24 protein-coding genes and 1 pseudogene are annotated in these 22,986 nt (G+C 72.9%); 13 read left to right on the forward strand and 12 right to left on the reverse strand.

Annotation, left to right across the window (positions count from 1 at the left end):
* Positions 1-122: 122 nt before the first annotated feature.
* From DV20_RS11615 to DV20_RS11645, 7 genes are all read left to right on the forward strand, one after another.
* Positions 123-1,088 carry an alpha/beta hydrolase gene (locus tag DV20_RS11615; RefSeq protein WP_043779259.1) on the forward strand — a complete coding sequence of 322 codons (966 nt, stop codon included), beginning with the start codon at positions 123-125 and terminating at the stop codon, positions 1,086-1,088.
* 23 nt (positions 1,089-1,111) lie between these two features.
* Positions 1,112-1,825 (forward strand): alpha/beta fold hydrolase, encoded by a 714-nt coding sequence (locus DV20_RS11620; protein ID WP_043779260.1) that lies wholly within the window; start codon positions 1,112-1,114, stop codon positions 1,823-1,825.
* A gap of 122 nt (positions 1,826-1,947) precedes the next feature.
* Positions 1,948-2,385, forward strand: coding sequence for a hypothetical protein (locus tag DV20_RS43035; RefSeq protein ID WP_152603673.1), 438 nt, complete (start codon positions 1,948-1,950; stop codon positions 2,383-2,385).
* A complete protein-coding gene (locus DV20_RS11630; protein WP_043779263.1) occupies positions 2,378-3,616 on the forward strand; it encodes a PPE domain-containing protein in 1,239 nt (412 codons plus the stop codon). Before DV20_RS43035 ends, DV20_RS11630 begins: the two co-directional genes overlap by 8 nt.
* Positions 3,613-3,900: a type VII secretion target gene (locus tag DV20_RS11635; RefSeq protein WP_043779265.1), complete on the forward strand. Its 288-nt coding sequence runs from the start codon at positions 3,613-3,615 to the stop codon at positions 3,898-3,900. The genes DV20_RS11630 and DV20_RS11635 overlap by 4 nt, the downstream gene beginning before the upstream one ends.
* 392 nt (positions 3,901-4,292) lie before the next feature.
* Positions 4,293-4,985 carry a hypothetical protein gene (locus DV20_RS45480; protein ID WP_043779272.1) on the forward strand — a complete coding sequence of 231 codons (693 nt, stop codon included), beginning with the start codon at positions 4,293-4,295 and terminating at the stop codon, positions 4,983-4,985.
* Positions 4,982-5,575 (forward strand): hypothetical protein, encoded by a 594-nt coding sequence (locus tag DV20_RS11645; protein WP_043779273.1) that lies wholly within the window; start codon positions 4,982-4,984, stop codon positions 5,573-5,575. Before DV20_RS45480 ends, DV20_RS11645 begins: the two co-directional genes overlap by 4 nt.
* On the opposite strand, the gene DV20_RS11650 is transcribed toward DV20_RS11645, so the two are convergent.
* A complete protein-coding gene (locus DV20_RS11650) occupies positions 5,487-6,272 on the reverse strand; it encodes a helix-turn-helix transcriptional regulator (RefSeq protein WP_043779275.1) in 786 nt (261 codons plus the stop codon). The two genes, DV20_RS11645 and DV20_RS11650, sit on opposite strands and share 89 nt — an antisense overlap.
* A 48-nt stretch (positions 6,273-6,320) precedes the next feature.
* Between DV20_RS11650 and DV20_RS11655 the strand changes: the two genes are divergently transcribed.
* Positions 6,321-7,094 (forward strand): ESX secretion-associated protein EspG, encoded by a 774-nt coding sequence (locus DV20_RS11655; RefSeq protein WP_043779277.1) that lies wholly within the window; start codon positions 6,321-6,323, stop codon positions 7,092-7,094.
* Positions 7,095-7,111: 17 nt separating this feature from the next.
* Here the strand turns inward: DV20_RS11655 and DV20_RS11660 are convergent, their stop codons facing one another.
* From DV20_RS11660 to DV20_RS11705, 10 genes are all read right to left on the reverse strand, one after another.
* The gene (locus tag DV20_RS11660; RefSeq protein WP_043779278.1) at positions 7,112-7,657 is read right to left on the reverse strand and encodes a hypothetical protein; all 546 of its coding nucleotides are present in this window, start codon (positions 7,655-7,657) and stop codon (positions 7,112-7,114) included.
* Positions 7,654-7,917 carry a hypothetical protein gene (locus tag DV20_RS11665; protein ID WP_043779280.1) on the reverse strand — a complete coding sequence of 88 codons (264 nt, stop codon included), beginning with the start codon at positions 7,915-7,917 and terminating at the stop codon, positions 7,654-7,656. The genes DV20_RS11660 and DV20_RS11665 overlap by 4 nt, the downstream gene beginning before the upstream one ends.
* A complete protein-coding gene (locus DV20_RS11670) occupies positions 7,914-8,912 on the reverse strand; it encodes a CHAP domain-containing protein (RefSeq protein ID WP_043779281.1) in 999 nt (332 codons plus the stop codon). The genes DV20_RS11665 and DV20_RS11670 overlap by 4 nt, the downstream gene beginning before the upstream one ends.
* 1 nt (position 8,913) lies before the next feature.
* On the reverse strand, positions 8,914-9,627 hold the full coding sequence (locus tag DV20_RS11675) for a transglycosylase SLT domain-containing protein (RefSeq protein WP_043779282.1): 714 nt from the start codon (positions 9,625-9,627) through the stop codon (positions 8,914-8,916).
* A 126-nt stretch (positions 9,628-9,753) separates the two neighbouring features.
* A complete protein-coding gene (locus DV20_RS11680) occupies positions 9,754-11,118 on the reverse strand; it encodes an RICIN domain-containing protein (protein ID WP_235190792.1) in 1,365 nt (454 codons plus the stop codon).
* A complete protein-coding gene (locus tag DV20_RS11685) occupies positions 11,082-12,446 on the reverse strand; it encodes an extracellular catalytic domain type 1 short-chain-length polyhydroxyalkanoate depolymerase (RefSeq protein WP_043779284.1) in 1,365 nt (454 codons plus the stop codon). Before DV20_RS11685 ends, DV20_RS11680 begins: the two co-directional genes overlap by 37 nt.
* A gap of 240 nt (positions 12,447-12,686) precedes the next feature.
* Positions 12,687-13,622, reverse strand: coding sequence for an ABC transporter substrate-binding protein (locus tag DV20_RS11690; protein WP_043779285.1), 936 nt, complete (start codon positions 13,620-13,622; stop codon positions 12,687-12,689).
* 8 nt (positions 13,623-13,630) lie between these two features.
* Complete coding sequence (locus tag DV20_RS11695) at positions 13,631-14,398, reverse strand: amino acid ABC transporter ATP-binding protein (protein WP_043779289.1); 768 nt, start codon at positions 14,396-14,398, stop codon at positions 13,631-13,633.
* Positions 14,395-15,261 (reverse strand): amino acid ABC transporter permease, encoded by an 867-nt coding sequence (locus DV20_RS11700; protein ID WP_043779292.1) that lies wholly within the window; start codon positions 15,259-15,261, stop codon positions 14,395-14,397. The genes DV20_RS11695 and DV20_RS11700 overlap by 4 nt, the downstream gene beginning before the upstream one ends.
* A complete protein-coding gene (locus DV20_RS11705) occupies positions 15,258-15,743 on the reverse strand; it encodes a GNAT family N-acetyltransferase (RefSeq protein WP_043779295.1) in 486 nt (161 codons plus the stop codon). The genes DV20_RS11700 and DV20_RS11705 overlap by 4 nt, the downstream gene beginning before the upstream one ends.
* A 410-nt stretch (positions 15,744-16,153) precedes the next feature.
* On the opposite strand from DV20_RS11705, the gene DV20_RS11710 reads away from it, so the two are divergent.
* Positions 16,154-17,359 carry an LLM class flavin-dependent oxidoreductase gene (locus DV20_RS11710; RefSeq protein WP_043779298.1) on the forward strand — a complete coding sequence of 402 codons (1,206 nt, stop codon included), beginning with the start codon at positions 16,154-16,156 and terminating at the stop codon, positions 17,357-17,359.
* 13 nt (positions 17,360-17,372) lie between these two features.
* Positions 17,373-18,716, forward strand: coding sequence for an NtaA/DmoA family FMN-dependent monooxygenase (locus tag DV20_RS11715; RefSeq protein WP_043779302.1), 1,344 nt, complete (start codon positions 17,373-17,375; stop codon positions 18,714-18,716).
* Positions 18,717-18,732: 16 nt separating this feature from the next.
* Here DV20_RS11715 and DV20_RS11720 read toward each other — a convergent pair whose 3' ends face one another.
* On the reverse strand, positions 18,733-19,869 hold the full coding sequence (locus tag DV20_RS11720) for an LLM class flavin-dependent oxidoreductase (protein ID WP_043779307.1): 1,137 nt from the start codon (positions 19,867-19,869) through the stop codon (positions 18,733-18,735).
* A gap of 163 nt (positions 19,870-20,032) precedes the next feature.
* On the opposite strand from DV20_RS11720, the pseudogene DV20_RS46490 reads away from it, so the two are divergent.
* The 3 genes and pseudogenes from DV20_RS46490 to DV20_RS11735 all read left to right on the forward strand — a co-directional run.
* Positions 20,033-20,356 (forward strand): annotated as a pseudogene (locus tag DV20_RS46490) (LLM class flavin-dependent oxidoreductase); the annotation flags it as partial.
* Positions 20,357-21,110: 754 nt separating this feature from the next.
* Entirely contained in the window at positions 21,111-22,157 is a 1,047-nt protein-coding gene (locus tag DV20_RS11730; protein ID WP_043779310.1) for a sigma-70 family RNA polymerase sigma factor, read from the forward strand.
* 30 nt (positions 22,158-22,187) lie between these two features.
* Positions 22,188-22,946 carry an SDR family oxidoreductase gene (locus DV20_RS11735; protein WP_043779311.1) on the forward strand — a complete coding sequence of 253 codons (759 nt, stop codon included), beginning with the start codon at positions 22,188-22,190 and terminating at the stop codon, positions 22,944-22,946.
* Positions 22,947-22,986 lie beyond the last annotated feature (40 nt).

Consider the following 22,986-nt stretch of genomic DNA (forward strand, 5'->3'; position numbering starts at 1 on the left):
GGCGATCGTCGCGTGGGACCGGGCGCGCCCGCATCGGTCGGTCGACTGGTCCGCCGCGGCCGGACGGGATTGCGTCGACCGACCGATGCCGCGGGACGGGCCGGTGCACCAGGGTGGGCGCCATGCCGGAAAACCCCCTCAGTCCCGTGCTCGAACCTGCCGCCCGCGAGTTCGCGGAAGCGACGAGCAAGCCCCCGTTCCTCTACGACCTGGGCCCCGTCGAAGGCCGCAAGACCGTCGACGCCGTCCAGGCAGGCGACGGTGTCGAACGCCCCGACGCCGACGTCACCGACCTCACGATCCCCGGCGGCCCCGGCGGACAGCTCTCCGTGCGGATCGTCCGCCCCCGTGGTGCCGCGGCGACGCTGCCCGCCGTGCTGTACACCCACGGCGCCGGCTGGGTCTTCGGCAACGCGCACACCCACGACCGGCTGATCCGCGAGCTCGCCGTCCGCGCGGACGCGGCCGTGGTGTTCCCGAACTACAGCCTCTCCCCCGAAGCCAGGTACCCGACGGCGATCGAGGAGGTCTACGCCACGCTGCGGTGGATCGCCGCGTCCGGTGCCGAACACGGCATCGACCCCGGCCGCATCGCCGTCGCCGGCGACTCGGTGGGCGGCAACATGACCGCCGCCGTCACGCTGCTGGCCAAGCAGCGCGGCGGCCCGGCCCTGGCGGCGCAGCTGCTGTTCTACCCGGTCACCGACGCGGGCTTCGACACGCCGTCCTACGAGCAGTTCGCCGAGGGCTACTTCCTGTCCCGCGAAGGCATGCACTGGTTCTGGGACCAGTACACGACCGATCCGGCCGAGCGCGCCGAGATCACCGCGTCCCCCCTGCGCGCCTCGCTCGAGCAGCTGGCCGGGCTGCCGCCGGCGCTGGTCATCGTCGGCGAGGCCGACGTGCTGCGCGACGAAGGCGAGGCCTACGCGGCCAAGCTGCGCGCCGCCGGTGTCCCCACCACGGCCGTGCGCTACCAGGGCATCATCCACGACTTCGTGATGCTCGACGCCCTGCGCGACACCCACGCCGCCAAGGCGGCGACCCGTCAGGCGGGCGAATTCCTGCGCGACGCCCTGCACCCCTGAACAGCCCCCCGAGGAGAACAGTCATGTCCACCCCCACGGTCGTCCTGGTCCACGGCGCCTTCGCCGACGCCTCCAGCTTCGCGAAGGTGATTCCCGAGCTCCTCGCCGACGGCATCCCGGTGGCCGCCCCGGCGGTGCCGAACCGGTCGCTTTCGGGCGACGCCGCCTACATCGCCTCGGTCGTCCGGCAGATCGACGGCCCGGTCGTCCTCGTCGGACATTCCTACGGCGGCGCGGTGATCACGGTCGCGGGCGCCGAAGACAACGTGCGAGCACTGGTCTACCTGGCCGGCTACGCCCTCGAAGAAGGCGAAAGCCTCGGCGAGCTGCAGGGCCGCTTCCCCGACTCCGACCTGGCCGCGGCCCTGGTGACGAGGTCGTTCCCGGTCGAGGGCGCCGAGCCGGGCACCGACGTGTCGGTCGACGTGGCGAAGTTCCCGGCGATCTTCGCCCACGACGTCGACCCGGAGCTGGCGAAGGTCCTCGCGGTCTCCCAGCGGCCGTTGGCGGCGGCGGCGTTCGCCGAGCCCGCCGCGGCCGCGGCGTGGAAGACGAAGCCCGCCTGGGGCGTGGTGTCCACGGCGGACCACACGATCAACCCCGAGGTGGAGCGGTTCGGCTACCAGCGCGCGGGGATGCAGCAGGTCGAGCTGGACTCCTCGCACCTGGTGATGCTGTCCCACCCGAAGGCGGTCGCGGACGTCATCCGTGAGGCGGTGCGGTCGGCCGGGTCCTGAGCACCACCCGCCCTATCCACCCGTGCAGTCTTCCTGTCCACCCGTGCACCCGGGTGGGCCGGTCTTCTCATCGGGGCGCGCATTGGCGAGGATGGACGCCTGGGTGGCGAGGGAGGACCTCCATGGCGACAGTGCGCGACGAGGCCGACGCGCGGCGGCAGCTGCGCGCGGCGCGGCAGCACGAGACGGACGAGCTGGTCATCGCGGGGCCGGTGACCGGTTCGTCCGCGAGCGGCGGCGGAATCGAACTCCACTACGACGGGGTCGAGGACGTCAAGAGGGCCATCGACGAGCGCTACGACGAGCTGAGCCGTCACCTGGAAACGGCCCGGTCCCTCGACACCGGCCTGGCTGACGGCAAGGGGCCGGTCGCCCACTGGATGCGCCGCTCGTTCGCGGTGCGCGGCGGCGCCGAGGCCGGCGGCGTCCAGGCCGCGCTGCGGTCGTACCTGGCCGAGCTCGCGACCCTGCGGCAGACGCTCGACACGGTCGTGACGATGCACCAGGGTCACGACGAAGAGGCCGCCGCGGCCCTGCCGGCGGGGGACGCCGATGCCTGAGTTCCACTCGACGCACCACGCCCCGACCGCCCGGCAGCGGGCCAGGGCCCGGCGCGTCCGGCGGGAGAAGGCCGTCAACAACCGCGAAGCGACGTTCGGCCGGATCAACTGGGACAGCTACGAGCACCGCGAACTGTGGGACATGGTGCAGTCGGCCGTCCCGGCGAAGCTCGACCAGCACGCGGCCTGGTGGAAGGAAGTCGCCGCCGGCGTCAGCTCGGCGACCGAAGAGGTGTCGGCGCTGGTCCGGAAGCTGCGGGAGTCGTGGCAGGGCCCGTCGGCGGACCAGGCCGCGGAATCGGTGGACCGGCTGACCGGCTGGGCGGCGACGGTCGGCGAGAACGCCCACCGCGTCGGCGCCGGCCTCGACACGTACACGTCGGTGGTCAGCGAAGCCCGGCAGCGGATGCCCGAGCCGGTGCACTACTGGGCCGAGCGGTGGTTCCGGCAGGGGTACGCGGTGAAGCGGCTCGACGGCCCCGAGGGCACGTACATGCTGGACCAGCTCCTCGACGACAAGCTGCCGACGAAGAAGGAAGCCGACGACGCCAAGGCCGCGGCCGTCCGCGTGATGGAACAGTACGAGAGCGCGAGCCACGACGTCCGCCACCGCCTGCCCCCGGAGTTCGACACGGCTCCGCCGGTGACCACCGGCGGACCCGCGCCGCGGCCGCCGGTGGTCCGGACCCCGCCCGCGCCGCCGGTCCCCGGCGATCCGGCCCCGCCCGCGCCGCCGGACGGGGGCTCCCCCGAGCCGTCCCCGCCGGGCGGAGGCGTCCACGACGAGCCGGGCGACTCGACGGCGACGGCGTCCGCACTGCCGCCCACGTTCACCGGCGCCGGGGTGCCGGGCGCGCTCGACGGGGTCATCGGCGCCGCCGGGCCGGGTTCGCCGTCCGGTCTCGGTGCCGGCGCCGGTTCCGGCTTCGGTCCTGGCTTCGGTCCCGGCTTCGGCGGCGTTCCCGTGGCCGGAACGCCGGGCTCCGGAACGCCGGGCTCCGCCACGCCCGGCGAAGGCGGCCGAGCCGGAGCGGGACGGTTCGGCCCCGGCGCGCCGGGCTTCGGCCCGGGCGGGCCAGGCGGCCGCGGCACGGCGGGCGGGTACGGCATGTACCCGCAGGGCCAGGGCACGCGGCGCGAGGAGGACACGGAGCACCGCGACAAGTACGCGAAGGGCTACGACCTCCTCGACGACCTCCCCCCGGCATACCCCCCGGTGTTCGGCGAATGACCGGCTTCCACGCAGACCCGTCGGCCCTCGAGGCATTGGCGCGCCGCCTGGAGGACACGGCGGCCGAGTACCGCGCGGCTGCGGACTCCCTGGAGGCACCGGCCAACCCCGGCCCACCCCCGATCGCCACGGCACTCGCAGCGCTGGCCGCCGAGTGGTCCGGCAGGATACGGGCGGTGGAAACGGACTTCACCGGCGCGGCCGCGGACGTCCGGACGGCCGCGAAGGCTTACCGCACAACGGATACCACCGCGGCCGAGCAGCTGGGCCGAGCCGATGGCTGACCGGAACCACGAGCCGGGCCGCCCGGCCTTCTTCGAGTTGGAGCGTGCCCTCGCCGCACCGACGCAGGCGCTCAACCGCCCGACCTCCGGCCGACCGGGCCGCGCCATCGCCGGCCCGACGCCCGGGCTCAGCCACCCCGCCCCCGCCCGACCAGGCCGCGCCACCGCCGCACCGACACCCGAGCCCGACCGCCCCACCCCCGCCCGACCAGGCCGCGCCATCGCCGCACCGACGCACACGCCCAACCGCCCGACCTCCGGCCGACCGGGCCGCGCCATCGCCGGCCCGACGCCCCAGCCCAACCACCCCGCCCCCACCCGACCAGGCCGCACCGCCGCCGCACCGACACCCCAGCCCGACCACCCCGCCCCCAGCCGCCCGGGCCGCGCCCATGGCTGAGTTCCGCGGCCTCGGCTTCGACCCGGTCCCCGGCAGCCCCGACGCGGTGGCCGAAGCCGCCCGCCAGTACGCCGTCGCCGCGGCCCGGCTGGGGGACATCCCCTCCCCCGGCACGATCCCCGGGTGGGCCGGACGGTCCGCGCAAGCGCTCGCGCACCGCGCCGCACGAGCCGCCGCCGGTCTTTCCGCCACCCGCGAAGCCCTCCGGGCCGCCGCCCGAATACTCGAAGACTGGGCCGGCACCCTCCTCGCCCACCGCCGCCGGGCCGAGGACCTCGACCGCCGGGCCGGCGCCGCCCGCCGAGCCGTCACCGCCGCGCGTGATGACGTCGAGCAAGCCGAAACCGAAGTCCAGTTCTCTCCCGGCACCCAGCCGAACCTCGTCGCCGCGCGTGCCCGGCTCGTGGCCCGCCAAGACGACCTCGACCGCGTCCTCGCCGAAGCCCGCGATCTCGAGCGCGCCCACAGCGCCGAAGCCACCCGCGTCGCCGAGCGGCTGCGCGCCCTCGGCGACGGCGCCCCTCGGCCGGACGCATCCGGCTTCGCCGGCCTCAGCAGCCACCTCGAGACCTTCTCGGCCGTCGGGCGCGAGCTCGGCGTCACCGTCGCGAAGACTCCCGTCGTGCCGGTCACGCCGCCGCCGGGGGCCGTCGGCGCGTTCGCCGCGGCGCTGGGTGGCCGGTGAAACTGCCCGCCGTTCCGGGGATCACCCCGGTGAACCTGGACTCGGTCGAGCGCACCACCGCCGAGCTGCACGCGCTGATGGCCCGCCTGCGCGGTCCCGACGCCGCCCGCGATCTCGGCCTGGAAGCCGCCGCCGTCCAGTGCGCGGAGATCGCCCACGAGCAACGGGCCGGGCTGCTGGCCCTCGTCGAGCACCGCGACGCCGATCCCGCCCTGCTCATCGCCGGCGTCGTCCCGGTCGACGACCCCGGCGAGGCCGCCCACCTCGGGTACTACCTCGCCGACCACACCCCCGGTATCCGCGAAGTCAGCGAGGCGCACACCAGCCGCGGCTACCCCGTGGTGATCGTCGAGCGGATCGACCTGTCCGGCGCGCAGCTGCAGGCCGTCGTGCTCGACCCGGACCGGCCGCGCGCGGCCGTGTTCACCCTGCACTCCCCCGGCGGCCGCGGCTGGCTGGAGGTCGCCGGGCTGGCCGGGACGCTCGTCGCCGGCGTCGACCTCACCCCCGCAGCGCCCGCTCCCGGAACTCGCGCGGGGTCCGGCCGGTCGACTGGCGGAACGTCCGCGAGAAGTGCGGGGCGCTGGTGAACCCGCAGTCCCGCGCGATTTCCGCGATTCCGCGGCCCGCCTTCGCCGGGTCGGCCAGCAACGCCTTCGCGCGCTCGACCCGCAGACCCTTCAGCCGTTCCGACACGCCTTGGCCGTCGTCGAACAGCTGGTACAGCCGCCGACGCGAGATGTACAGCGCTTCGGCGATCTTGTCCGCGGTGAGCGACTGCTCGCCGAGGTGGGCGCGCATGTACTCGAGGGCTTCGCGCCGCCGGGTCGCGAGCGCGTCGACGCGGTCGAGTTCGACGCGCAGCGCGCTCCGCAGCACCAGTTCGGCCAGCCCCAGCAGGTGGTGGGCGAGCCCGTGCGGGTCGAGCCGCGGTCCGGCCGCCACGACGTGCGCCACCGCGCTCGCGAAGAGGCCGCGCAGCGGCGCGTCGACCTCGACCGGCTTGAACATCAGCGGCCGCAGCTCGGCGAAGGAGATCGACAGCTTCGCCGCCGCGACGGTCAGCATCACGACGCCGGACGGCTGCAGGTGCAGCGTCGCGTCGGCGAAGGTCAGCTTCGCGCCGGACTCGGCGACCGCCCGCGGGACGGGACAGCGCAGCAGCAGCTGGACGTCCTCGGGGTCGCCGCGGCCGCCGAGGATCGCGGCCCGCGCGGCCGCCGCCCCGGACGCGCGGACGACGAGGTACCCGCTCGCGGGGACGTCCATCGACTGCGGCTCGGCCATCGGCACCATCGTGCCGGACGCCGGCCGTCCGGCACGGGAAGGGGGACCATGGCGCGGCGCACCGCGACGGCGGCGGGAGTGATCCTGTCGCATCTGGAATTCGATCTCCTCTGGGAGGACCTGGGGCCCGGCGGGCCGCCGCCGTACCCGTTCGACGTGCCGTCGCACGGCGCGACGCACGCCGAGCGCGACGACCTGGGCGTCCAGGTGTTCGCCGGTCTCGCCGAGGCGGGCTTCACCGACGGCGACGACGTCGACCCGGACCTGGCGGACCTGGTCGGGCTGCTGGGCTCGCCGTCGCTGAGCGTCGACGGGCTGGTGCTGGGCGAAGCGCCGTGGCGGCTGCTCGCGGCGGCGCGGGACGGCGCCGGCGTGCTCGCCGTGCTGGACGACCGCGACCTGGTGCTGGAGCCGGTCCGCCCGGACGGCCTGGTCCCCGCGGTGGCCCGGATGGTGGGCGAGGCCGAGGCGGGCCCGGGCGACCAGCTGCGGCTGCCGCGTGCGGCGTATTCGGCGGCGATGGACGCGTACGCGCGCAAGGGGTACGACGCGTTCGAGCGGGCGCTGAGCACGGCCGGGATCACCGGCCGCGCGGTGCGTCCGCTGGCGACGCTGGTGACGGCGGAGCGGTACGCGGCCGGCCAGCTGGCGGCGACCGGCCCGGCGGGCCGCAGCCCGGTGCTGGCCTGGTTCGACACGGCGGCCGGTCGGTACGCGGTGACCCCGGAGGACGGGGGCGGCGAGCCGTGGGTGACGGTGACCCCCGCCGACGGCGCCTGGCTCGCCGACCGCCTGGCGCGCTTGGTGGACGACGTCCGCTGAGCAGCCTGCCGCCGGGATCAGGTCGCCCAGGTCGCCGGGACCAGGGAGGCCTCGTCGGGCTCCGGCGGGCGGCGCGGACGAGCCGATCGCGCGGCCGGCTGAGGCTCGTCCGGCAGCAAACCACCCAGCAATTCGCGGCCCGATCGCGCCACCGGCTCGGTCTCGTCGGGCTCCGGCGGGCGGCGCGGGCGGGCCGATCGCGCGGCCGGCTGAGGCTCGTCCGGCAGCAAGCCGCCCAGCAGTTCGCCGCCCGATCGCGCCATCGGCTCGAGCCCGTCCGGCAGCAAGCCACCCAGCAGTTCGCCCAGCAGGTCGCCGCCCTGTCGCAGGGCATCCGCACCCGCCTCCGCGGCCAGCCGCCGGATCAGGCCGGCCAGCTCCCCCGATGGCCTGTTCAGTGCCCACCGGTCGAACCGCAGGTCCACCAGCGCTCCGTGCAGATCGACCACCACCGACACGCCGTCAGCCGCCGCGGCGGCGCGGATCGCCGCCAGCCGGGCGCCGTATCCCGGGTCCGGGGCCGCGAACGCGTCGTCGGCCAGCTCCACAGCCGTCTTGGTCACTGTGCCCGCCAGCTGTCCGGTGTGGTCTCCTCCGCGGCTTCGCCCGGCTCCGGCAGGCCGAGGGCCCCGGCACCGTCCTGGGTGTGCCACAAGGAAGCCGTGGCCCGGGCCGACGCGGCCGCCGTCAGCAGCAGGATGCGGCGCGCCAGCTCGTCCGGCTCCAGCCGCAGCGCCGCGGCTTCCAGGGTCAGCTCCCGCAGCGCCCCACCGGGCGCGACCTCCACGGCGACCGTCCGGTCGGCGGCTTTTCCGGTGATCACGGGTGGACCCCTCCGTAGAACGTCGACGCCGAAAGCGGGTGCGTGTTCCGGCGGACGGCGTCCCCGGAGTTGCCCTCGATCATCGTGACCTGGTTCCCTTCGACCTTCTCGACGATGCCGATGTGCGTGCTCGTCGACGTGTTCTGCGGGCCGGTGCCGAAGATCAGCACGTCCCCCGGCTTCGCTTCGTGCAACGAGTGCTTGCCGTAGGCGTGCCCGTTGCGCTCGCCCCAGTGGTAGACGTCGCCGCTGAAGGGCAGGATCGGGATCTTCACGCCGGCCTTGCGCCACATGGCCGTCGCGAACGACGAGCACCACGCGGCGGTCGGGCCGTACGGGTTCCGGTTGCTGCCCGGCGGGTTCTCGCGCGTGCCCAGTTCCTTCCGCGCCGCATGGACGATCTCCTTGCCCCGCCCCGAAACCGCCTTCGCGCGCGCTGTCTTGTCCACCACCCCGTCATGGGTCAGTTCCTTGCGCAGCTTATGCAGTTTCTCCGCCGCCGCCTTGAGCTCCGCGTCGACGTGCCGCAGGGTCGACGCCGACTGCCGGGTGTACCGCGGCGCCAGATCGGCGGCGTGCCCGACGGCCCGCATCAGCGCCGCCTGCGTCCCGGCCGCGACCCCGGCGTCGAGAACCTGCTTGGCCTGGGCGGTGTACTCGTCGACCAGCCGCTGCACGGCGGTGTGCCCGCTGTCCACTGTAGACGCCACGTGCGCGACGACCTTCTCCGCCGCCGCGCCGGCCGCGCCGGTGATCCGCAGCTCCTTCGTCAGCTTCGCGCTGTTGTGGCGGAAGCCGTCGGCACCGCGGCCGTGCCAGTGTTCGAGGACCGTGGCGCTTTCCCGGTGGTAGGCGTCGTGCTGGGCGTCCAGCGCCCGCGCGACCTGGTGCAGCGCGTATTCGGCGCGGACGGCGTCTTCGGCCTTCCCGGCGAGTTTGTTGCGGTGCGCGACGAGGTCCCGCGCGAAGGAGCGCGCGAGCGCGGCGGTGTCCATTTCAGCCCTTCCCGTTCAGCGCCGCGGCGGTGGCCGTCTCGTGGTCGCGATAGGACTTCGCGGCTTTACCGGCCGCCGACGCGAGCCCGTCGGCATGCGCGCCGACGCCCTTCACCTGCCGCTGCAGCGCCAGCCCGAACCCGGCCAGCGCGTCGGCGAACCCCGACTCCGCACCGATCTTCCCGAAGCTGTCGCGAGCGATCTCGCGGACGTCCCGCAGCTGCCCGGTCGCGGCGCCCAGCGCGTCGGCGACGTGCCGGGTCCGGTGGACGTAGGAGTGCAGCACCGCGTCGTCCACCCGCAGCGGGGCGCCCCCCGGGCTCGCACCACCGCTCCCGTGGTGCTTCGTGACGTCTCGGGCGGCCTCGCGCGCGGCGGCGAGGTGGTGCTTGTAGGCGCCGTTCGTGTACGTCGACCAGGGCGTGAAGTCGTGACCGTCACCCGAGATGCGGTTCGCGACCCGCGCGTTGGTGTCCGGGTCGAACAGCTGGTCGTCGGACTTCAGGTGGTACTGCCGTCGCCGTTCCGGGCCGAGCGCGCCCAGCATGTTGATCTGCCAGAGACCGTAGGACTCGTCCGGCGGCGTGGCGTTGTGCGCGGTCGTCCGCCCACCGGACTCGGCCAGCGCGACGGCGACGGCGGTGGTGAGGCCCTGGCCGCGGAACCCGGCCGCGTAGGCGTGCCGGGCGATCTGCTCGGCGCTCAGCTTCGTCATGGTTCGACCTTGCCGGGCCGGGTGACGGTTCCGGTAGGCGTGCTGCACGCAGGGACAACCCGGGTGCACACGCGGGCGCGCGGATCCCGGGCTGTACCCCGGCGGGGCGAGGCCGGACCTCGGCCGTCAGGTCCGGTTCCACTGCTGGTTGGCGCCGTGGTTGCAGGTCCACACGATGACCGGGGTGCCGTTGCCCGTTCCGGCGCCGGAGGCGTCCAGGCACAGTCCGCTCGGGACACTCGTGACCGTGCCGTCGGCGTTGGTGTTCCACTGCTGGGCCGGTCCACCCGTGCAGTCGCCGATGATCGCCTTCGCTCCCGGGGAAGTACCGTCCGCGCCGAGGCACTTGCTGCCGTAGACCTGAAGCTGCTTGCCGTCCGTGGCCTTCCAGCGCTGGTTGTCCCCGCCGTTGCAGTCCCACAGCGCCACCTGCGTGCCGTTCGACTGGGACCGGCCCGGGACGTCCACGCATCGGCCGGCGTTGGCGTTGACCAGCCGGAACGTTTCCGCGGGCGGGGTCGTCCCGCCCGGGCCGAGCGGGCAGCTCGCCTGGTACTTCGAGATTCCCCTCGAGTCCGACAGGGACGGGCACAGGAACGACGAATAGCGGGTGTCGGCGTCCATGAACACCTTCAGCCAGACCATCATCACCCGGGCGAACGCGCCGGAGTTCCCGCCGCCGCCTCCGGCCGGGAAGCCGTGGCCCTCGCCGGCGATCTCGGGGTAGGCGCGCGGGGTCGACGCCGGGATGGTCGCGTAGGCGCTCGCCAGGTACGACGGGGTCACCGTGGTGTCGGTCTGACCGCCGAACAGCACCGTCGGGATCTTGATGCCGGACAGGTTCCCGTTGGGCACGTACGGCGCCATGCCGACGGCGGTCAGCAACGAAGGCCGCCGGGTTCCCGCGACCAGCGCGCCACCGCCGCCCATCGAGTGACCGCCCACCGCCAGCCGGTTCCGGTCGACCCGGTCGCGCACCGGGCTGCTCGTCACCAGCCAGTCCAGCGCGGCGAGCAGCTGGTCCGCCCGGGCGTCGGCGTAGTCGTCGAGGCTGTTCGTCTCGATGCCGACCACGACGAACCCGAAGGAGGCCAGCCGCGGGCCCAGCCACGCGTACCACCGCCACTCCGTGCCGTAGCCCGGCGCGATCGCGATGGCCCCGAAGGTCCCGGCGGCCGTGTCCGTGGGGTAGTACACGACCCCGCCGCCGAACCCGTTGCCCCGGGGCACGGTCGTCTGCGCCGTGGCGAACGTGCCGCGGTCGGCCGCGATGCTGGTGGGCGTGGGATCCGGTCCCCGCTGGTAGGGGTTGTCGGCGGCCGACGCCGGCGCGGCGGCCGTCAGCCCGAGCGCGACGCCGAGCGCGGCCAGGAGCACCGTGCCGCGGCGCCGGAAACGTGGCCACATCGTCGTGTCCTCCTTCTCGCGCGGGGCCGGCCGGCGGGCGGCCGTGGTCACCGCGCGGCCGTGGCCGAAGCCGGGCCGGTCCACTTCTGGTTCTCGCCGCCGCTGCACGTGCCCAGCCGCACGGCGGTCCCGTTGGCGGTCGAGCCGGCCGCGGTCTCCAGGCAGAGCCCGGACTGCGTCCCGGTCACGGTGCCGTCGGCGTTGCTCCGCCACTTCTGGTTGGTCCCGCCGTGGCACGCCCAGATGATCACCGCCGTGCCCGGGCTGGTGGCGCCGCCCTCGGCGTCGAGGCAGCGCAGTGTGTCGCCGGAGTAGACGGTCAGCTCGGCGGCGGCGGTGGCGGTCCACGTCTGGTTCGTCCCGCCGTGGCAGTCCCAGAGCTGCAGCCGGGTGCCCTGCGTCGTCGACCGGCCCGGTACGTCGAGACACCGCTGGGCGGCCACCGAGCGCACCGGACCGGTGCGGGTTCCGCTTCCGCCGCCGTTGTCGAGGCCGAGGAAGGAGATGGCGTACGCGAGCATCCCGGCCTGCGGCAGGGTGTGCCCGGTGCCCGCGACGACGACGCCTTCCACGGTGGCGTGCGTGCCGATGTCGCCGTAGCGGGTCCGCGTCCAAGACGCCTGCGGGTGGTCGGTGAAGGACGGCGTCTGGCTCAGCGAGTGCAGGCCGGTCCACTGCTTGATCTCTTCGCCGAAGTTGCGGTAGGCCAGGGTGGTGTCCTGGTCCCCGTGCCACAGCTGCATCCTCGGGTAGGCGCCGGTGTACCCGGGGTACATGGCGTGGGCCTGGTCGACCCACTGCTGCGCCGTCTTGACGACGTTCCCGCCGGAGCACTGGCTGTTCCACAGCGAGCCGTCCGTGGTCGCGAAGCACCCGGCGGGCACGCCGGAGAACGCGGACCCGGCGGAGAAGACGTCCGGGTACTCCGCGGCCAGGACGTTGGTCATCATGGCCCCCGAGGAGAAGCCGCTGACCACGATGCGGCCCGGGTCCACGTTGTAGCGCTGCCGGGCCCAGCCCACCATCGACATGATGCCGGTGGAGTCGCTGCCGCCGCCGCGGGTGAGGCCCGCCTTGGTCGACACGTCGAAGCAGTGCCCGTCACGGGTGGCTTCCGGCACGACGATGACGTAGCCGTACCGGTCGGCCGCGGTCACGAAGTCGTGGCCGTTGCCGTTGAAGATCGCGCCCGCCGAGCCGCTGCAGTAGTGGACCAGCACGAGCAGCGCCGGTTTCGCCGCCACCGTGTCGGGCACGTACACGTACATGCCGAGGTTGGTGGGATTGGCGCCGAAGTCGGTGACCCTGGTCAAGGTGGCGGCCGCGGCGGAACCGGCGGTCAGGAAGGCCACGGTGACGGTCAGCGGCAGCATCAGGACCACCGCCAGCAGGCCGCGGATCACCCGTTTCATCATTTTCTCCGCCTTCGTCGCCGGATTCGCTGCTCGACAGACCGCGGAAGCGGCCTCATGGTTCGGGAAATGCGGCAAGTGCGTGCCGTGAATGCGTCCGGTCGTCAACCGAAGACAGGACTCACGATAAGAGCGGCCGCCGACGAGGTCAATGATCGCCCGAGCGCCGGTGAAACTTACGCGCGACGGAACCCCACGCCCGGGCCCACCGCGACGACCCGCACCCGCCGCTGGGCGGGTTCACTTGCGGGGCAGGCCCTGGGGGTTCACCTCGGACGCGGGCAGCGCCTCCGAAGTCAGGTTCCAGCGCTTGAGGACCTCGGCGTACTGCCCGTTCCCGATCACCGTCTCCAGCGCCTGCTGCAGCGCCTTCACCAGGCCGCTGTCCTTCTTCGTCATCGCGGCGATGTCCGCGGGGATGGTGCCGCCGCCCGAAACCGTGCCGACGATCTTCGTCCTGCCGTCCACGGCGACGTGGTAGGCCGCGGTCGGGTTCGGGCCGACGTAGACGTCGATGCGGCCGGACTGCAGCGCGAGGTAGTAGTCGGAGGTCACCTGGTAGTACTGGAACTTCACCGGGGCCAGCCCGGCCGCCTTGTTCTGCTGGTCCCACCGCAGCAGGATCTGCTCCTGGTTCGTCCCGGCGCCGATCCCGACGGTCAGGCCGGCGATGTCCTTGGGCTCCTTCACCACGATGTTCTTCTCGTTCTTCACCTCGAACGCGATGGTGTCCCTGCGGTAGGTGGCGAAGTCGTACTTGTCCTTGCGCTCCTCGGTCACGGTGATGTTGGAGAACCCGGCGTCGAACTGCCGGTTCTCGACCGAGAGGAACAGGTTCTCCCACGACGACGCCCGCAGGTCGAGCTTCAGCCCGAGCACGTCGGCGACCAGCTGCGCCAGGTCGGGCTCGACGCCGATGACCGTCTTGTCGTCGTCCGCGCGGAACGACAGCGGCGGCGTGCCGTTGCCGGTGGTCCCGGCGACCAGGCTGCCGCGGGCCCGGATGTCCGCGGGCACGAGCGCGGCGATCGCGTCCACCTTCTGCGCCCGGACGCGGTTCTGGTTCGCGGTGATGTTCACCCCGCCCGGCCGGTCCGCCGGAGCCGTGGCGGCTTCCGGGCTGCCGCACGCGGCGAGCGCGAACACCGAAGCGAGCAGGAGCGTGCGCAGTCTCATCGTTCTCCTCAAAGTACTTTCTCCACAAAGGCCCGGGTGCGGGCGTGACGGGGGTGGTCGAGGACTTCGGCGGGGGTGCCCTGTTCGACCACGCGGCCTTCGTCCAGGAAGACGACGGCGTCGGCGACTTCGCGCGCGAAGCCCAGCTCATGGGTGACGACGACCATGGTCGTGCCCGCCTTCGCCAGGTCGCGGATCACTTCCAGGACCTCGCCGACCAGCTCGGGGTCGAGGGCGGAGGTGGGTTCGTCGAAGAGCAGGACGTCCGGTTCGAGGGCCAGCGCCCGCGCGATCGCGACGCGCTGCTGCTGGCCGCCGGACAGCCGCCGCGGGTACTCCCCGGCCTTCTCCGCGAGCCCGACGCGCGCGAGCAGCTCGCGGGCCTTGGTTTCGGCTTCGGCGCGCGACCGGCGTTGCGCGGAGATCGGCGCCTCGACGACGTTCTCCAGCACGGTCAGGTGCCCGAACAGGTTGAAGTTCTGGAAGACGAACCCGATCTTCGTGCGCTGCTTGAGGATTTCGCGTTCCTTGAGCTCGTGCAGGCGGTCGCCGGCCCGGCGGTACCCCATCAGCTCGCCACCGACGCTGATGAAGCCGCGGTCGGCGCGTTCGAGGTGGTTGATCAGCCGCAGCAAGGTCGACTTCCCGGACCCGGACGGTCCCAGGAGGACGGTCACTTCCCCGTGCCGGACCTGGAGATCGACACCGTCGAGGACGGTCAGCGCGCCGAAGCTCTTGTGCACGCCCCGGACGTCCACCATGTACTCCCCGCTCATGCGCCACGCCCCAGGCGGCGTTCGGTGTAGTACTGCACGACCGAGAGCACCGTGGTCAACGCGAGGTACCAGGCGGTGGCGACGAGCAGCAGCGGGATCACGCGGCCGCTGCGCGTGTAGATCACCTGGACCTGGTAGAACAGCTCGGGCAGGGCCATCACGTAGACCACCGACGTCGACTTCAGCAGGCCGACGATCTCGTTGGCCGCGGTGGGCACGATCGTGCGCATCGCCTGCGGCAGCACGATCCTCCGGAACTGCCGCCCGGCCGGGATGCCCAGCGCCGCGGCGGCTTCGTGCTGCCCCGCGTCGACCGAAAGGAACCCGGCGCGCACGATCTCCGCGGCGTAGGCCCCCTGGTGCAGGGCGAGCCCGAGACCGGCGGCCAGGAACGGCGGGATGAGGCTCATCGTGCCCACGGAGACGAACGACGGCCCGAACGGGATCCCGAAGGAGATCTCGTTGTACAGGATCGCCAGGTTGTACCAGAACAGCAGCTGCAGGATGAGCGGGACCGACCGGAAGATCCACGTGTAGGTCCAGCTCACCGCGCGCAGCAACGGGTTGCGGGAAATGCGCATCAAGGCCAGAACGGTCCCGAGGAGGAATCCGGCGACCACGCCGAACGCCGTCAGCTCCAGGGTCAGCGCGACCGCTTCCAGGATCGATTTCTGGAAGACGAACCGCGCGAACGTCGGCCAGTCGAACGCCTTGTTGGTCACCAGCGCGTGCCCGGCCATCGCCACCAGCACCGCCACGACCACGGCGGCGATCCAGGTCAGCGGATGCCGGGCCGGCACGATCTTCAGTGCCTCCTCCGGGGCCGCGGCGGGCGCGGGCCGGGTGCCGAGATCGCTGGTCATCTCGCGCCCACCGCGGCAGGAAGCGCTTTCGAGAACGACAACCGCGTCCTGGGGACGGCGTCGACGTCGAAGTGCGGGGTGTAGCCGGTGGCCAGGTAGAGCCCACGCGCCTCGGGCTGGTTCGGGCCCGTGGTCAGGTGGATCCGCGTGTACCCGCGGCTCGCGGCTTCGGCCTCCAGCTCGGCGACGACGCGGCGCGCCAGCCCCCGGCCGCGGTGCGCGCGGTGCGTCCAGATCCGTTTGAGCTCGGCGGTTTCGCCGTCGTAGCGCTGGAACGCGCCGCCGGCGACGGCCTGGCCGCCGTGCAGGAGCAGCAGCAGACCACCCTCGGGCGGGGAGAAATGCTCGGCGGGGTATTCCCGGAGCTTGTGGTGCTCGTCGACGAGCGCGCGGCGGTATCGCGTCGCGTATTCGCGGGCCAGGTCGTCGAGCAACGGCCGGACCCGCGGATCAGACTGGGCGACCCAGACGGATTCGGGCATGGGAATACCTGCTCCGGAAAAGGGGAAATGGGGAGGAAGGCGTCCGGGCACGGGACGCTTTTCCGCTGACATCCCCGACTTTAGGAACCCGGACCGGCCCGGGTCAACGAGCCCGCCGCGAGTTCCAGATCCTGGAAGCACACGCCTCCGCGGGGGCGATTCCGTGGCCCACGTAGCTGATCGAGGCCGTCATCGTGCGGGGTGCGTACACCGGCGTGCCGTGACCCGGGACATGGAGTCGACGATCGCCCCGCGTCGTCGCTCGCGGCTCCGGCCGGTCCGGCGCCGGCCCGGTCGTGCACGGGTGACCCGCGTTTTATTCCCGGCGTCCCAGCAGTTGGCCGGTCGCGCCCGAGGCGCGGAATCCGGCGCACACTACGGACGTCGGCCGAGGAGAAGGGACAGCCCGGATGGCTTCAGGAACCGGACCGCGGATCGCCGTCGCGCTGGACGGGGCGGGGTGGCACCCCGCCGCGTGGCGCGAACCGGACGCACGGCCGCGTGAGCTGCTCACCGCCGGCTACTGGACCGAGCTGGTCCGGGAGGCCGAGTCGGGCAAGCTGGACTTCGTCACCATCGAAGACTCCCTGGCCCTGCAGACCGTCAGCTACCTCGACCAGCCGGGCGAGCGCACCGACATCGTCCAGGGCCGGCTCGACGCCGTGCTGGTCGCCGCCCGCGTCGCCCCGCTCACCTCGCACATCGGGCTGGTGCCGACCGCCGTGGTCACCCACACCGAGCCGTTCCACCTGTCCAAGGCGATCGCCACGCTCGACTACGTCAGCACCGGCCGGGCCGGGGTCCGCGTCCAGGTCGCCGGCCGGGCCGCCGACAACCGGCACTTCGGCCGCCGCCGGTTCGGCGAGTTCCGGCTGGAGGACTCGGCCGAACCGGACCGGCCCAGCCCGCTCGCCGACCTGTTCGACGAGGCCGCGGACTACGTCGAGGTGCTGCGGCGGCTGTGGGACAGCTGGGAGGACGACGCCGAGATCCGCGACGTCGCCACCGGCCGCTTCGTCGACCGCGAGAAGCTGCACTACATCGACTTCGAGGGACGCTGGTTCTCGGTCAAGGGCCCGTCGATCACCCCGCGCCCGCCCCAGGGCCAGCCGCCGGTCAGCTCGCTGGCCCACGCCGCGATTCCCTACCGGCTCGCCGCCCGCGCCGCCGACGTCGTCTACGTGACGCCCTTCGACCGCGCGCAGGCCGGCGAGATCGTCTCCGCGGTGCGCGAGGAGCAGGAGAAGGCGGGCCGCGGCGGCGAAACCCTGCACGTCTTCGGCGACGTCGTGGTGTTCCTCGACGAGACCGAGCAGGCCGCCGCCGACCGCAAGGCCCGCCTCGACGACCGGTTCGGCGCGGAGTACACCTCCGACGCGTACGTCTTCACCGGTACCCCGGCCGGCCTCGCCGACCTGCTGCTCGACTGGCAGCAAGCCGGGCTCTCCGGCTTCCGCCTGCGGCCCGGCGCGGTCCCGCACGACCTGATCGCCATCACCCGCGGCCTGGCCCCGGAGCTGAGGGCCCGCGGGCTGTTCCGCACCGAATACGAGGCGAGCACCCTGCGGGGCCTGCTCGGCCTTTCCCGGCCCGCCAACCGCTACGCCGCCGTCTGAGGAGGCCCCCGAGATGACCCGCAAGCAGATCCACCTCGCGGCGCACTTCCCCGGCGTCAACAACACGACCGTGTGGAGCGACCCCGAAGCCGGCAGCCACATCGAATTCAGCTCCTTCGTCAGGCTCGCGCAGACCGCCGAGCGCGCGAAGTTCGACTTCTTCTTCCTCGCCGAGGGCCTGCGGCTGCGCGAGCAGAACGGGCAGATCTACGACCTCGACGTCGTCGGCCGTCCGGACACCTTCACCGTGCTGTCCGCGCTGGCCGCGGTCACCGAGCGGCTCGGACTGGCCGGCACGATCAACTCGACGTTCAACGAGCCGTTCGAGGTGGCCCGCCAGTTCGCCTCGCTGGACCACCTTTCGGCCGGGCGCGCCGCGTGGAACGTCGTCACGTCGTGGGACGCCTTCACCGGCGAGAACTTCCGCCGCGGCGGGTTCCTGCCCCAGGACCAGCGCTACGAGCGCGCCGAGACGTTCCTGCGCACCGCGTGGGAGCTGTTCGACTCCTGGCGCGGCGACGAGCTCGCCGCCGACGCCGGGACCGGCGTGTTCCTGCGCGACTCGGAAGCGGGTGCCTTCGCCCACCACGACGCGCACTTCGACATCGAGGGCCGGTTCCCGGTGCCGCGCAGTCCCCAGGGCCGTCCGGTGATCATCCAGGCGGGTGACTCCGACGAGGGCCGCGAGTTCGCCGCGGCCACCGCCGACGCGATCTTCAGCCGCTACGGCACCCTCGAAGCCGGGCAGGCGTTCTACTCCGACGTCAAGGGCCGCCTGGCGAAGTACGGCCGCACGCCGGAGCAGCTGGTGATCCTGCCGGCGGCGACGTTCGTCCTCGGCGACACCGACGCCGACGCCCACGAGCGCGCCCACGTCGTGCGGCGGCAGCAGGTCAGCGGGCAGACGGCGATCAAGTTCCTCGAACAGGTCTGGAACACCGACCTGTCCGGCCACGACCCCGAAGGCCCGCTGCCCGCGACGGACCCGGTGGTCGACGGCTCCACGATCGCCCCCGGCCGCGCCAGCGTCCGGATGTACCGCGACCCCGTGGCCACGGCCCGCGAATGGCGGCAGCTGGCGGAGGCGAAGAACCTGTCCACCCGCGACCTGATCATCGAGGTCACCGGCAGGCAGACGTTCATCGGCTCCCCGGCCACGGTGGCGGCGGCGATCGACGACCTGGTCCAAGCCGACGCGAGCGACGGCTTCATCCTGGTCCCGCACGTCACCCCCGGCGGCCTCGACGAGTTCGCCGACACGGTGGTGCCCCTGCTGCAGGAGCGCGGCTCGTTCCGGACGGAGTACACCGGCTCGACCCTGCGTGAGCACCTCGGGATCGAGGCGCCCCGGGGCTAGGGTCCGCTTCGGACAGTCACAGCGCCGCTCGTTCGATGGTGGCCGCCGCGTCGGCCGTGGTGCGTCCGTGGACGGCGGGGCGGCCGCCGTAGGGGTCCTGGTCGGTCCACAGTGCCGTGGGCGCGGCGGCGCGCACCACCGGCACGACTTCGGCGGCGAAGCGTTCGAGCATGTCCAGCTGCTGCTCGTGCGGGATCATCGTGGGCAGACTGAACGACTGCAGGTCGTGCCCGTAGGCTTCGTGCCACCACAGGATCTTCTCGGCGATCTGCTGTGGGCTGCCGACCAGTACCGGGCCGCGCGCGATGGCGTCGTCGACCGTCGGGAACTCCATCGGGTTGCCCGGCGTGTGGTTCCCCGGCTGGTTGAAGAACTCGACGATCTTCTCGTAGGTCGGGCCGAACGCCTCGCGCGCTTCCTGCGTGGTGTCGGCCAGGTACAGGAACCCGGCACCGGCGCCGACGAAGGCGAACCGCGGGTCGTGGCCGTGTTCGGCGTGGTGCTTGCGGTAGTGCTCGATGAGCACGGTGTACCGGTCCCGTGGCTGGAGGGCGTTGGCCGAGAACAACGGGTCACCCCACTTCGCCGCCAGCTCGGCCGAGGTCAGCGTGGTCGCCGAGCCGTGCCAGATCCGCGGCGCGCCCGCGAACGGACGCGGCAGGCTGGTGACCCCGTGCAGCGGACCGCGGAACCGGCCTTCCCAGTCGAGGTCCTCTTCCCGCCAGAGCCGCCTCAGCAGCTCGTACTTTTCCGCGAGCGCGTCCCACTGGTCGCCGTCGCCGATGCCGAACATCGGCAGCTGACGCAGTTCGTTGCCCTTGCCGATCACCAGTTCCAGCCGTCCGCGGGAGAGCTGGTCGACCGTGGCGTAGTCCTCGGCCACCCGCAGCGGATCGTGGATCGACAGGACCGAGACCCCGGTCTGGATCCGCACCCGGCTCGTCGTCGCGGCGATCGCGCCGAGCAGCACGGTGACGCCGCTGCTCAGGAACTGCCCCGCGTGCCGTTCGCCGAGCGCGACGGCGTCGAACCCGAATTCCTCCGCGTAGCGCGCCGACGTGAGCGCTTGGGCGAAGCGCTCGTCGGGGCGGATCCGGCGACCGGTCACCGGATTCGTCAAGTGGGGCAGGATGTCCAGGACCTGGAATCTCATCGCGCGGCTCCGTCCGCTCGGTGGAACCCGATCATCGTGCCGCCGGTGGGCCTCGTGCCGTCAAGTCGTTCCACCCGGCGGGCATCCTTCCCCGCCGCGGCGCTCACGACCCACAATCGCGATCGGACACCCGGACCGGACAGGAGGAACGCCCGTGGCTGACATCCCCCTGTCGGTGCTCGACCTCGTCCCGGTCAGTTCCGGATCCGGTGTGGCCGAAGCGGTCCGCAACACCGTCGACCTCGCCCGGCAGGCCGAACGCTTCGGCTACCACCGCTACTGGTTCGCCGAACACCACCTCAACCCCGGCGTGGCCGGGGCGTCCCCGCCGGTCCTGATCGCCCTCGTGGCCGGGGCCACCGACCGGATCCGGCTCGGCTCCGCGGGCGTCCAGCTCGCCCACCGCACGCCCTTGGCGGTGGTCGAAGAATTCGGTCTCCTCGAAGCACTGCATCCCGGGCGGCTCGACCTCGGGCTCGGCCGCAGCGGCAAGCAGCTGGTCCGCGAATACGCGGCGGCGGCCCCGCGACCGGCGCCCGCCCCGGCGGCCAACGGCCTGCCCATCCCGGCGAAACCCGACTTCAGCGGCCTCGCCCGGTCACCCCGCCTCGGCCTGACGTTCGCGCTGCTGCAGCAACCCGGCGCCGAGTCCCCCGACTACGGTGAGCAGGTCGACGACATCCTCGCCCTGCTCTACGGCACCTACCGCGCCGCCGACGGGCTGGAAGCCCACGCCGTGCCCGGCGAAGGCGCCCGGCCCCAGATCTGAATCCTGCGGTTCGCCGCCAACTACCACGTCAGCCCGTCCAGCGTGCTCGAAGCCGTCGACGCCTACCGGCAGGCGTTCCAGCCCTCGGACGAACTCCCCCGCCCGCACGTCGCGGTGTCCGCGGACGTGGTCGTCGCCGACGACGCCACCGCGCGGCACCTGGCGTCTGCGGCAGCTGCAGGAGGCGACCGGCGCGGACGAGCTCGTCATCACGACCATCACCCATGCGCACACCGACCGCGTGCGGTCCTACGAACTGCTCGCCGAACACTGGAACCGCTGACCGATGGCTGCGCGTCACCGCAGGTCAGGGCCGGGAACAGGGTGGCCCGGTTGCCGGGGCCGCCGCGCCGAACACCTGCCGCAGCCGCGGCGACGGGGAAACAAAATCGTCACGGACCGCCCACTTCCGGCCGTCGCCGGCGTCAGTACTGCGAACGCCGCGACGAGGAAGAGGGACACGACAGTGGGCATGGCTGCTGCGGAGCTGCTGGGGAGGGCTCGTGCCGGGGACGGTGAAGCGTTTCGTGAGCTGATCGGACCGTATCGCCGTGAGCTCCACGTGCACTGCTACCGGATGCTGGGGTCTTTCCAGGACGCCGAGGACGCGCTTCAGGACACGCTGCTGTCGGCGTGGCAGCACGTCGGGGCGTTCGAGGAGCGGGCGTCCGTCCGCACGTGGCTGTACCGCATCGCCACCAACCGGTGCCTCGACGTGCTGCGCTCGGCGAGCCGCCGTCCGGCGGTGGACTGGGACGTTCCCGGCACCGAGCTGCCGGAGCCGAGCCGGCTCGGTGAGGTCGCCTGGCTCGAGCCCTACCCGGACGCGCTGCTCGACGGCGGACTGGGCGCGCCGCCCGGCCCGGCGGTCCGGTACGAACAGCTCGAGGCCATTTCGCTGGCGTTCGTGACCGCGCTCCAGACGCTGCCGCCCCGGCAGCTCGCGGTGCTGATCCTGCGGGACGTGCTCGGCTACCGCGCCAAGGAAGTCGCGGACCTGCTCGGCACGACCGTGGAATCGATCACCAGCGCGTTGAAACGCGCCCGCGGCGGGTTGCCGCGCCGGCCGCCGGACGGAGGCCGGGAACCCGCTCCGTCACCCGGGTCACCGGCCGAGCAGGAGCTGGTGGCGAAGTTCGTCCGCGCGTACTCGTCGTACGACCTCCAAGCCCTCCTGGCCCTGCTGACCGACGACGTCCGCGTGTCCATGCCGCCGGTTCCCCTCGAGTACCACGGCCGGGCGGCTGTCGAACGCTTCTACACCACCATGCTGAACCCCGCCTGGGGCTACGACTTCGTCCCGACGCGCGCGAACGGCCAGCCGGCGCTGGGCACCTACCTGCGCGCCCCGACCGGGATCCGCCACGGTGCCGGGCTGGTCGTCCTGACCCTCGCCGGCGACCGCATCCGCGCCCTCACCCGCTTCGACAGCGGCGTGCTCCCCGCGTTCGGCCTGCCCCGCTCGCTTCCCGCACCGACGCGCGAGGACCGGGACCAGCACGGCACCCACGACGCCTGACTTTGCCCGAATCACCCACAGGAGAACGAAATGCAGGAATCCACCCGGTTCGAAGGATCGGTCGCCCTGGTGACCGGAGCCAACCGCGGCATCGGACGCGCCGTCACGGAAGCGTTGCTGGAGCGCGGCGCGAAGAAGGTCTACGCCACGGCACGGGACGTGCAGACCGTCGAGGCGTTGCGGGAACGGCACGGAGAACGTGTCGTCCCGCTGCGGCTCGACGTGACCGACGCCGAACAGGTCGCGGCCGTCGCGCGGACCGCCACCGACGTCGACGTGCTGGTCAACAACGCCGGTGCGTTCGAGCCGACGGACCTCGCCGACGAGGCGATCGTCGAGGTGGCCCGGCGGGAGATGGAAGTCAACTACTTCGGCGCGCTGCGCATGCTGCACGCGTTCCGGGACACGCTGGTGCGCCACCGCGGAACGCTCGTCTACATCGGGTCGGCCGCCGGCCTGACCAACGTGCCGCTCCAGCCCACCTACAGCGCCTCGAAGGCCGCGCAGCACTCGTTGACCCAGGCGTCGCGGGCGTCACTGGCCGGACGGGGGGTGTCGGTGCACGGCGTCTACCCGGGGCCCGTCGACACCGACATGACGAAGGACCTGCCGGCCGCGTTCACCAAGACACCCGCCCCGGCCGTCGCCCACGCGATCCTCGACGGGATCGAGGCCGGCGAGGAGGACGTCTTCCCGGACCCGTTCGCGGTGGCGTTCGGCGGGCAGTTCCGGTCCTCGCCCAAGAGCGTGGAGAAGCAGATGGCCGCGCTCGTCACCTCGCCCGCCTGACTCCCGGACCAAGGCCGCTCCCCGGCGTCGCCGCCGGGGA

Origin of the sequence: Amycolatopsis rifamycinica, assembly GCF_000695625.1 — a bacterium.
Classification (GTDB): domain Bacteria; phylum Actinomycetota; class Actinomycetes; order Mycobacteriales; family Pseudonocardiaceae; genus Amycolatopsis; species Amycolatopsis rifamycinica.

Bases quoted from the DNA above. Each gene is read 5' to 3' on its own strand.
- DV20_RS11720 (WP_043779307.1), bottom strand. From the start codon at position 19,869: ATGAGATTCCAGGTCCTGGACATCCTGCCCCACTTGACGAATCCGGTG.
- DV20_RS43035 (WP_152603673.1), top strand. From the start codon at position 1,948: ATGGCGACAGTGCGCGACGAGGCCGACGCGCGGCGGCAGCTGCGCGCG.
- DV20_RS11700 (WP_043779292.1), bottom strand. From the start codon at position 15,261: ATGACCAGCGATCTCGGCACCCGGCCCGCGCCCGCCGCGGCCCCGGAG.
- DV20_RS11735 (WP_043779311.1), top strand. From the start codon at position 22,188: ATGCAGGAATCCACCCGGTTCGAAGGATCGGTCGCCCTGGTGACCGGA.
- DV20_RS11615 (WP_043779259.1), top strand. From the start codon at position 123: ATGCCGGAAAACCCCCTCAGTCCCGTGCTCGAACCTGCCGCCCGCGAG.
- DV20_RS11655 (WP_043779277.1), top strand. From the start codon at position 6,321: ATGGCGCGGCGCACCGCGACGGCGGCGGGAGTGATCCTGTCGCATCTG.
- DV20_RS11710 (WP_043779298.1), top strand. From the start codon at position 16,154: ATGGCTTCAGGAACCGGACCGCGGATCGCCGTCGCGCTGGACGGGGCG.
- DV20_RS11685 (WP_043779284.1), bottom strand. From the start codon at position 12,446: ATGAAACGGGTGATCCGCGGCCTGCTGGCGGTGGTCCTGATGCTGCCG.
- DV20_RS11715 (WP_043779302.1), top strand. From the start codon at position 17,373: ATGACCCGCAAGCAGATCCACCTCGCGGCGCACTTCCCCGGCGTCAAC.
- DV20_RS11675 (WP_043779282.1), bottom strand. From the start codon at position 9,627: ATGACGAAGCTGAGCGCCGAGCAGATCGCCCGGCACGCCTACGCGGCC.
- DV20_RS11650 (WP_043779275.1), bottom strand. From the start codon at position 6,272: ATGGCCGAGCCGCAGTCGATGGACGTCCCCGCGAGCGGGTACCTCGTC.
- DV20_RS11630 (WP_043779263.1), top strand. From the start codon at position 2,378: ATGCCTGAGTTCCACTCGACGCACCACGCCCCGACCGCCCGGCAGCGG.
- DV20_RS11670 (WP_043779281.1), bottom strand. From the start codon at position 8,912: ATGGACACCGCCGCGCTCGCGCGCTCCTTCGCGCGGGACCTCGTCGCG.
- DV20_RS45480 (WP_043779272.1), top strand. From the start codon at position 4,293: ATGGCTGAGTTCCGCGGCCTCGGCTTCGACCCGGTCCCCGGCAGCCCC.
- DV20_RS11705 (WP_043779295.1), bottom strand. From the start codon at position 15,743: ATGCCCGAATCCGTCTGGGTCGCCCAGTCTGATCCGCGGGTCCGGCCG.
- DV20_RS11695 (WP_043779289.1), bottom strand. From the start codon at position 14,398: ATGAGCGGGGAGTACATGGTGGACGTCCGGGGCGTGCACAAGAGCTTC.
- DV20_RS11635 (WP_043779265.1), top strand. From the start codon at position 3,613: ATGACCGGCTTCCACGCAGACCCGTCGGCCCTCGAGGCATTGGCGCGC.
- DV20_RS11730 (WP_043779310.1), top strand. From the start codon at position 21,111: ATGGCTGCTGCGGAGCTGCTGGGGAGGGCTCGTGCCGGGGACGGTGAA.
- DV20_RS11690 (WP_043779285.1), bottom strand. From the start codon at position 13,622: ATGAGACTGCGCACGCTCCTGCTCGCTTCGGTGTTCGCGCTCGCCGCG.
- DV20_RS11620 (WP_043779260.1), top strand. From the start codon at position 1,112: ATGTCCACCCCCACGGTCGTCCTGGTCCACGGCGCCTTCGCCGACGCC.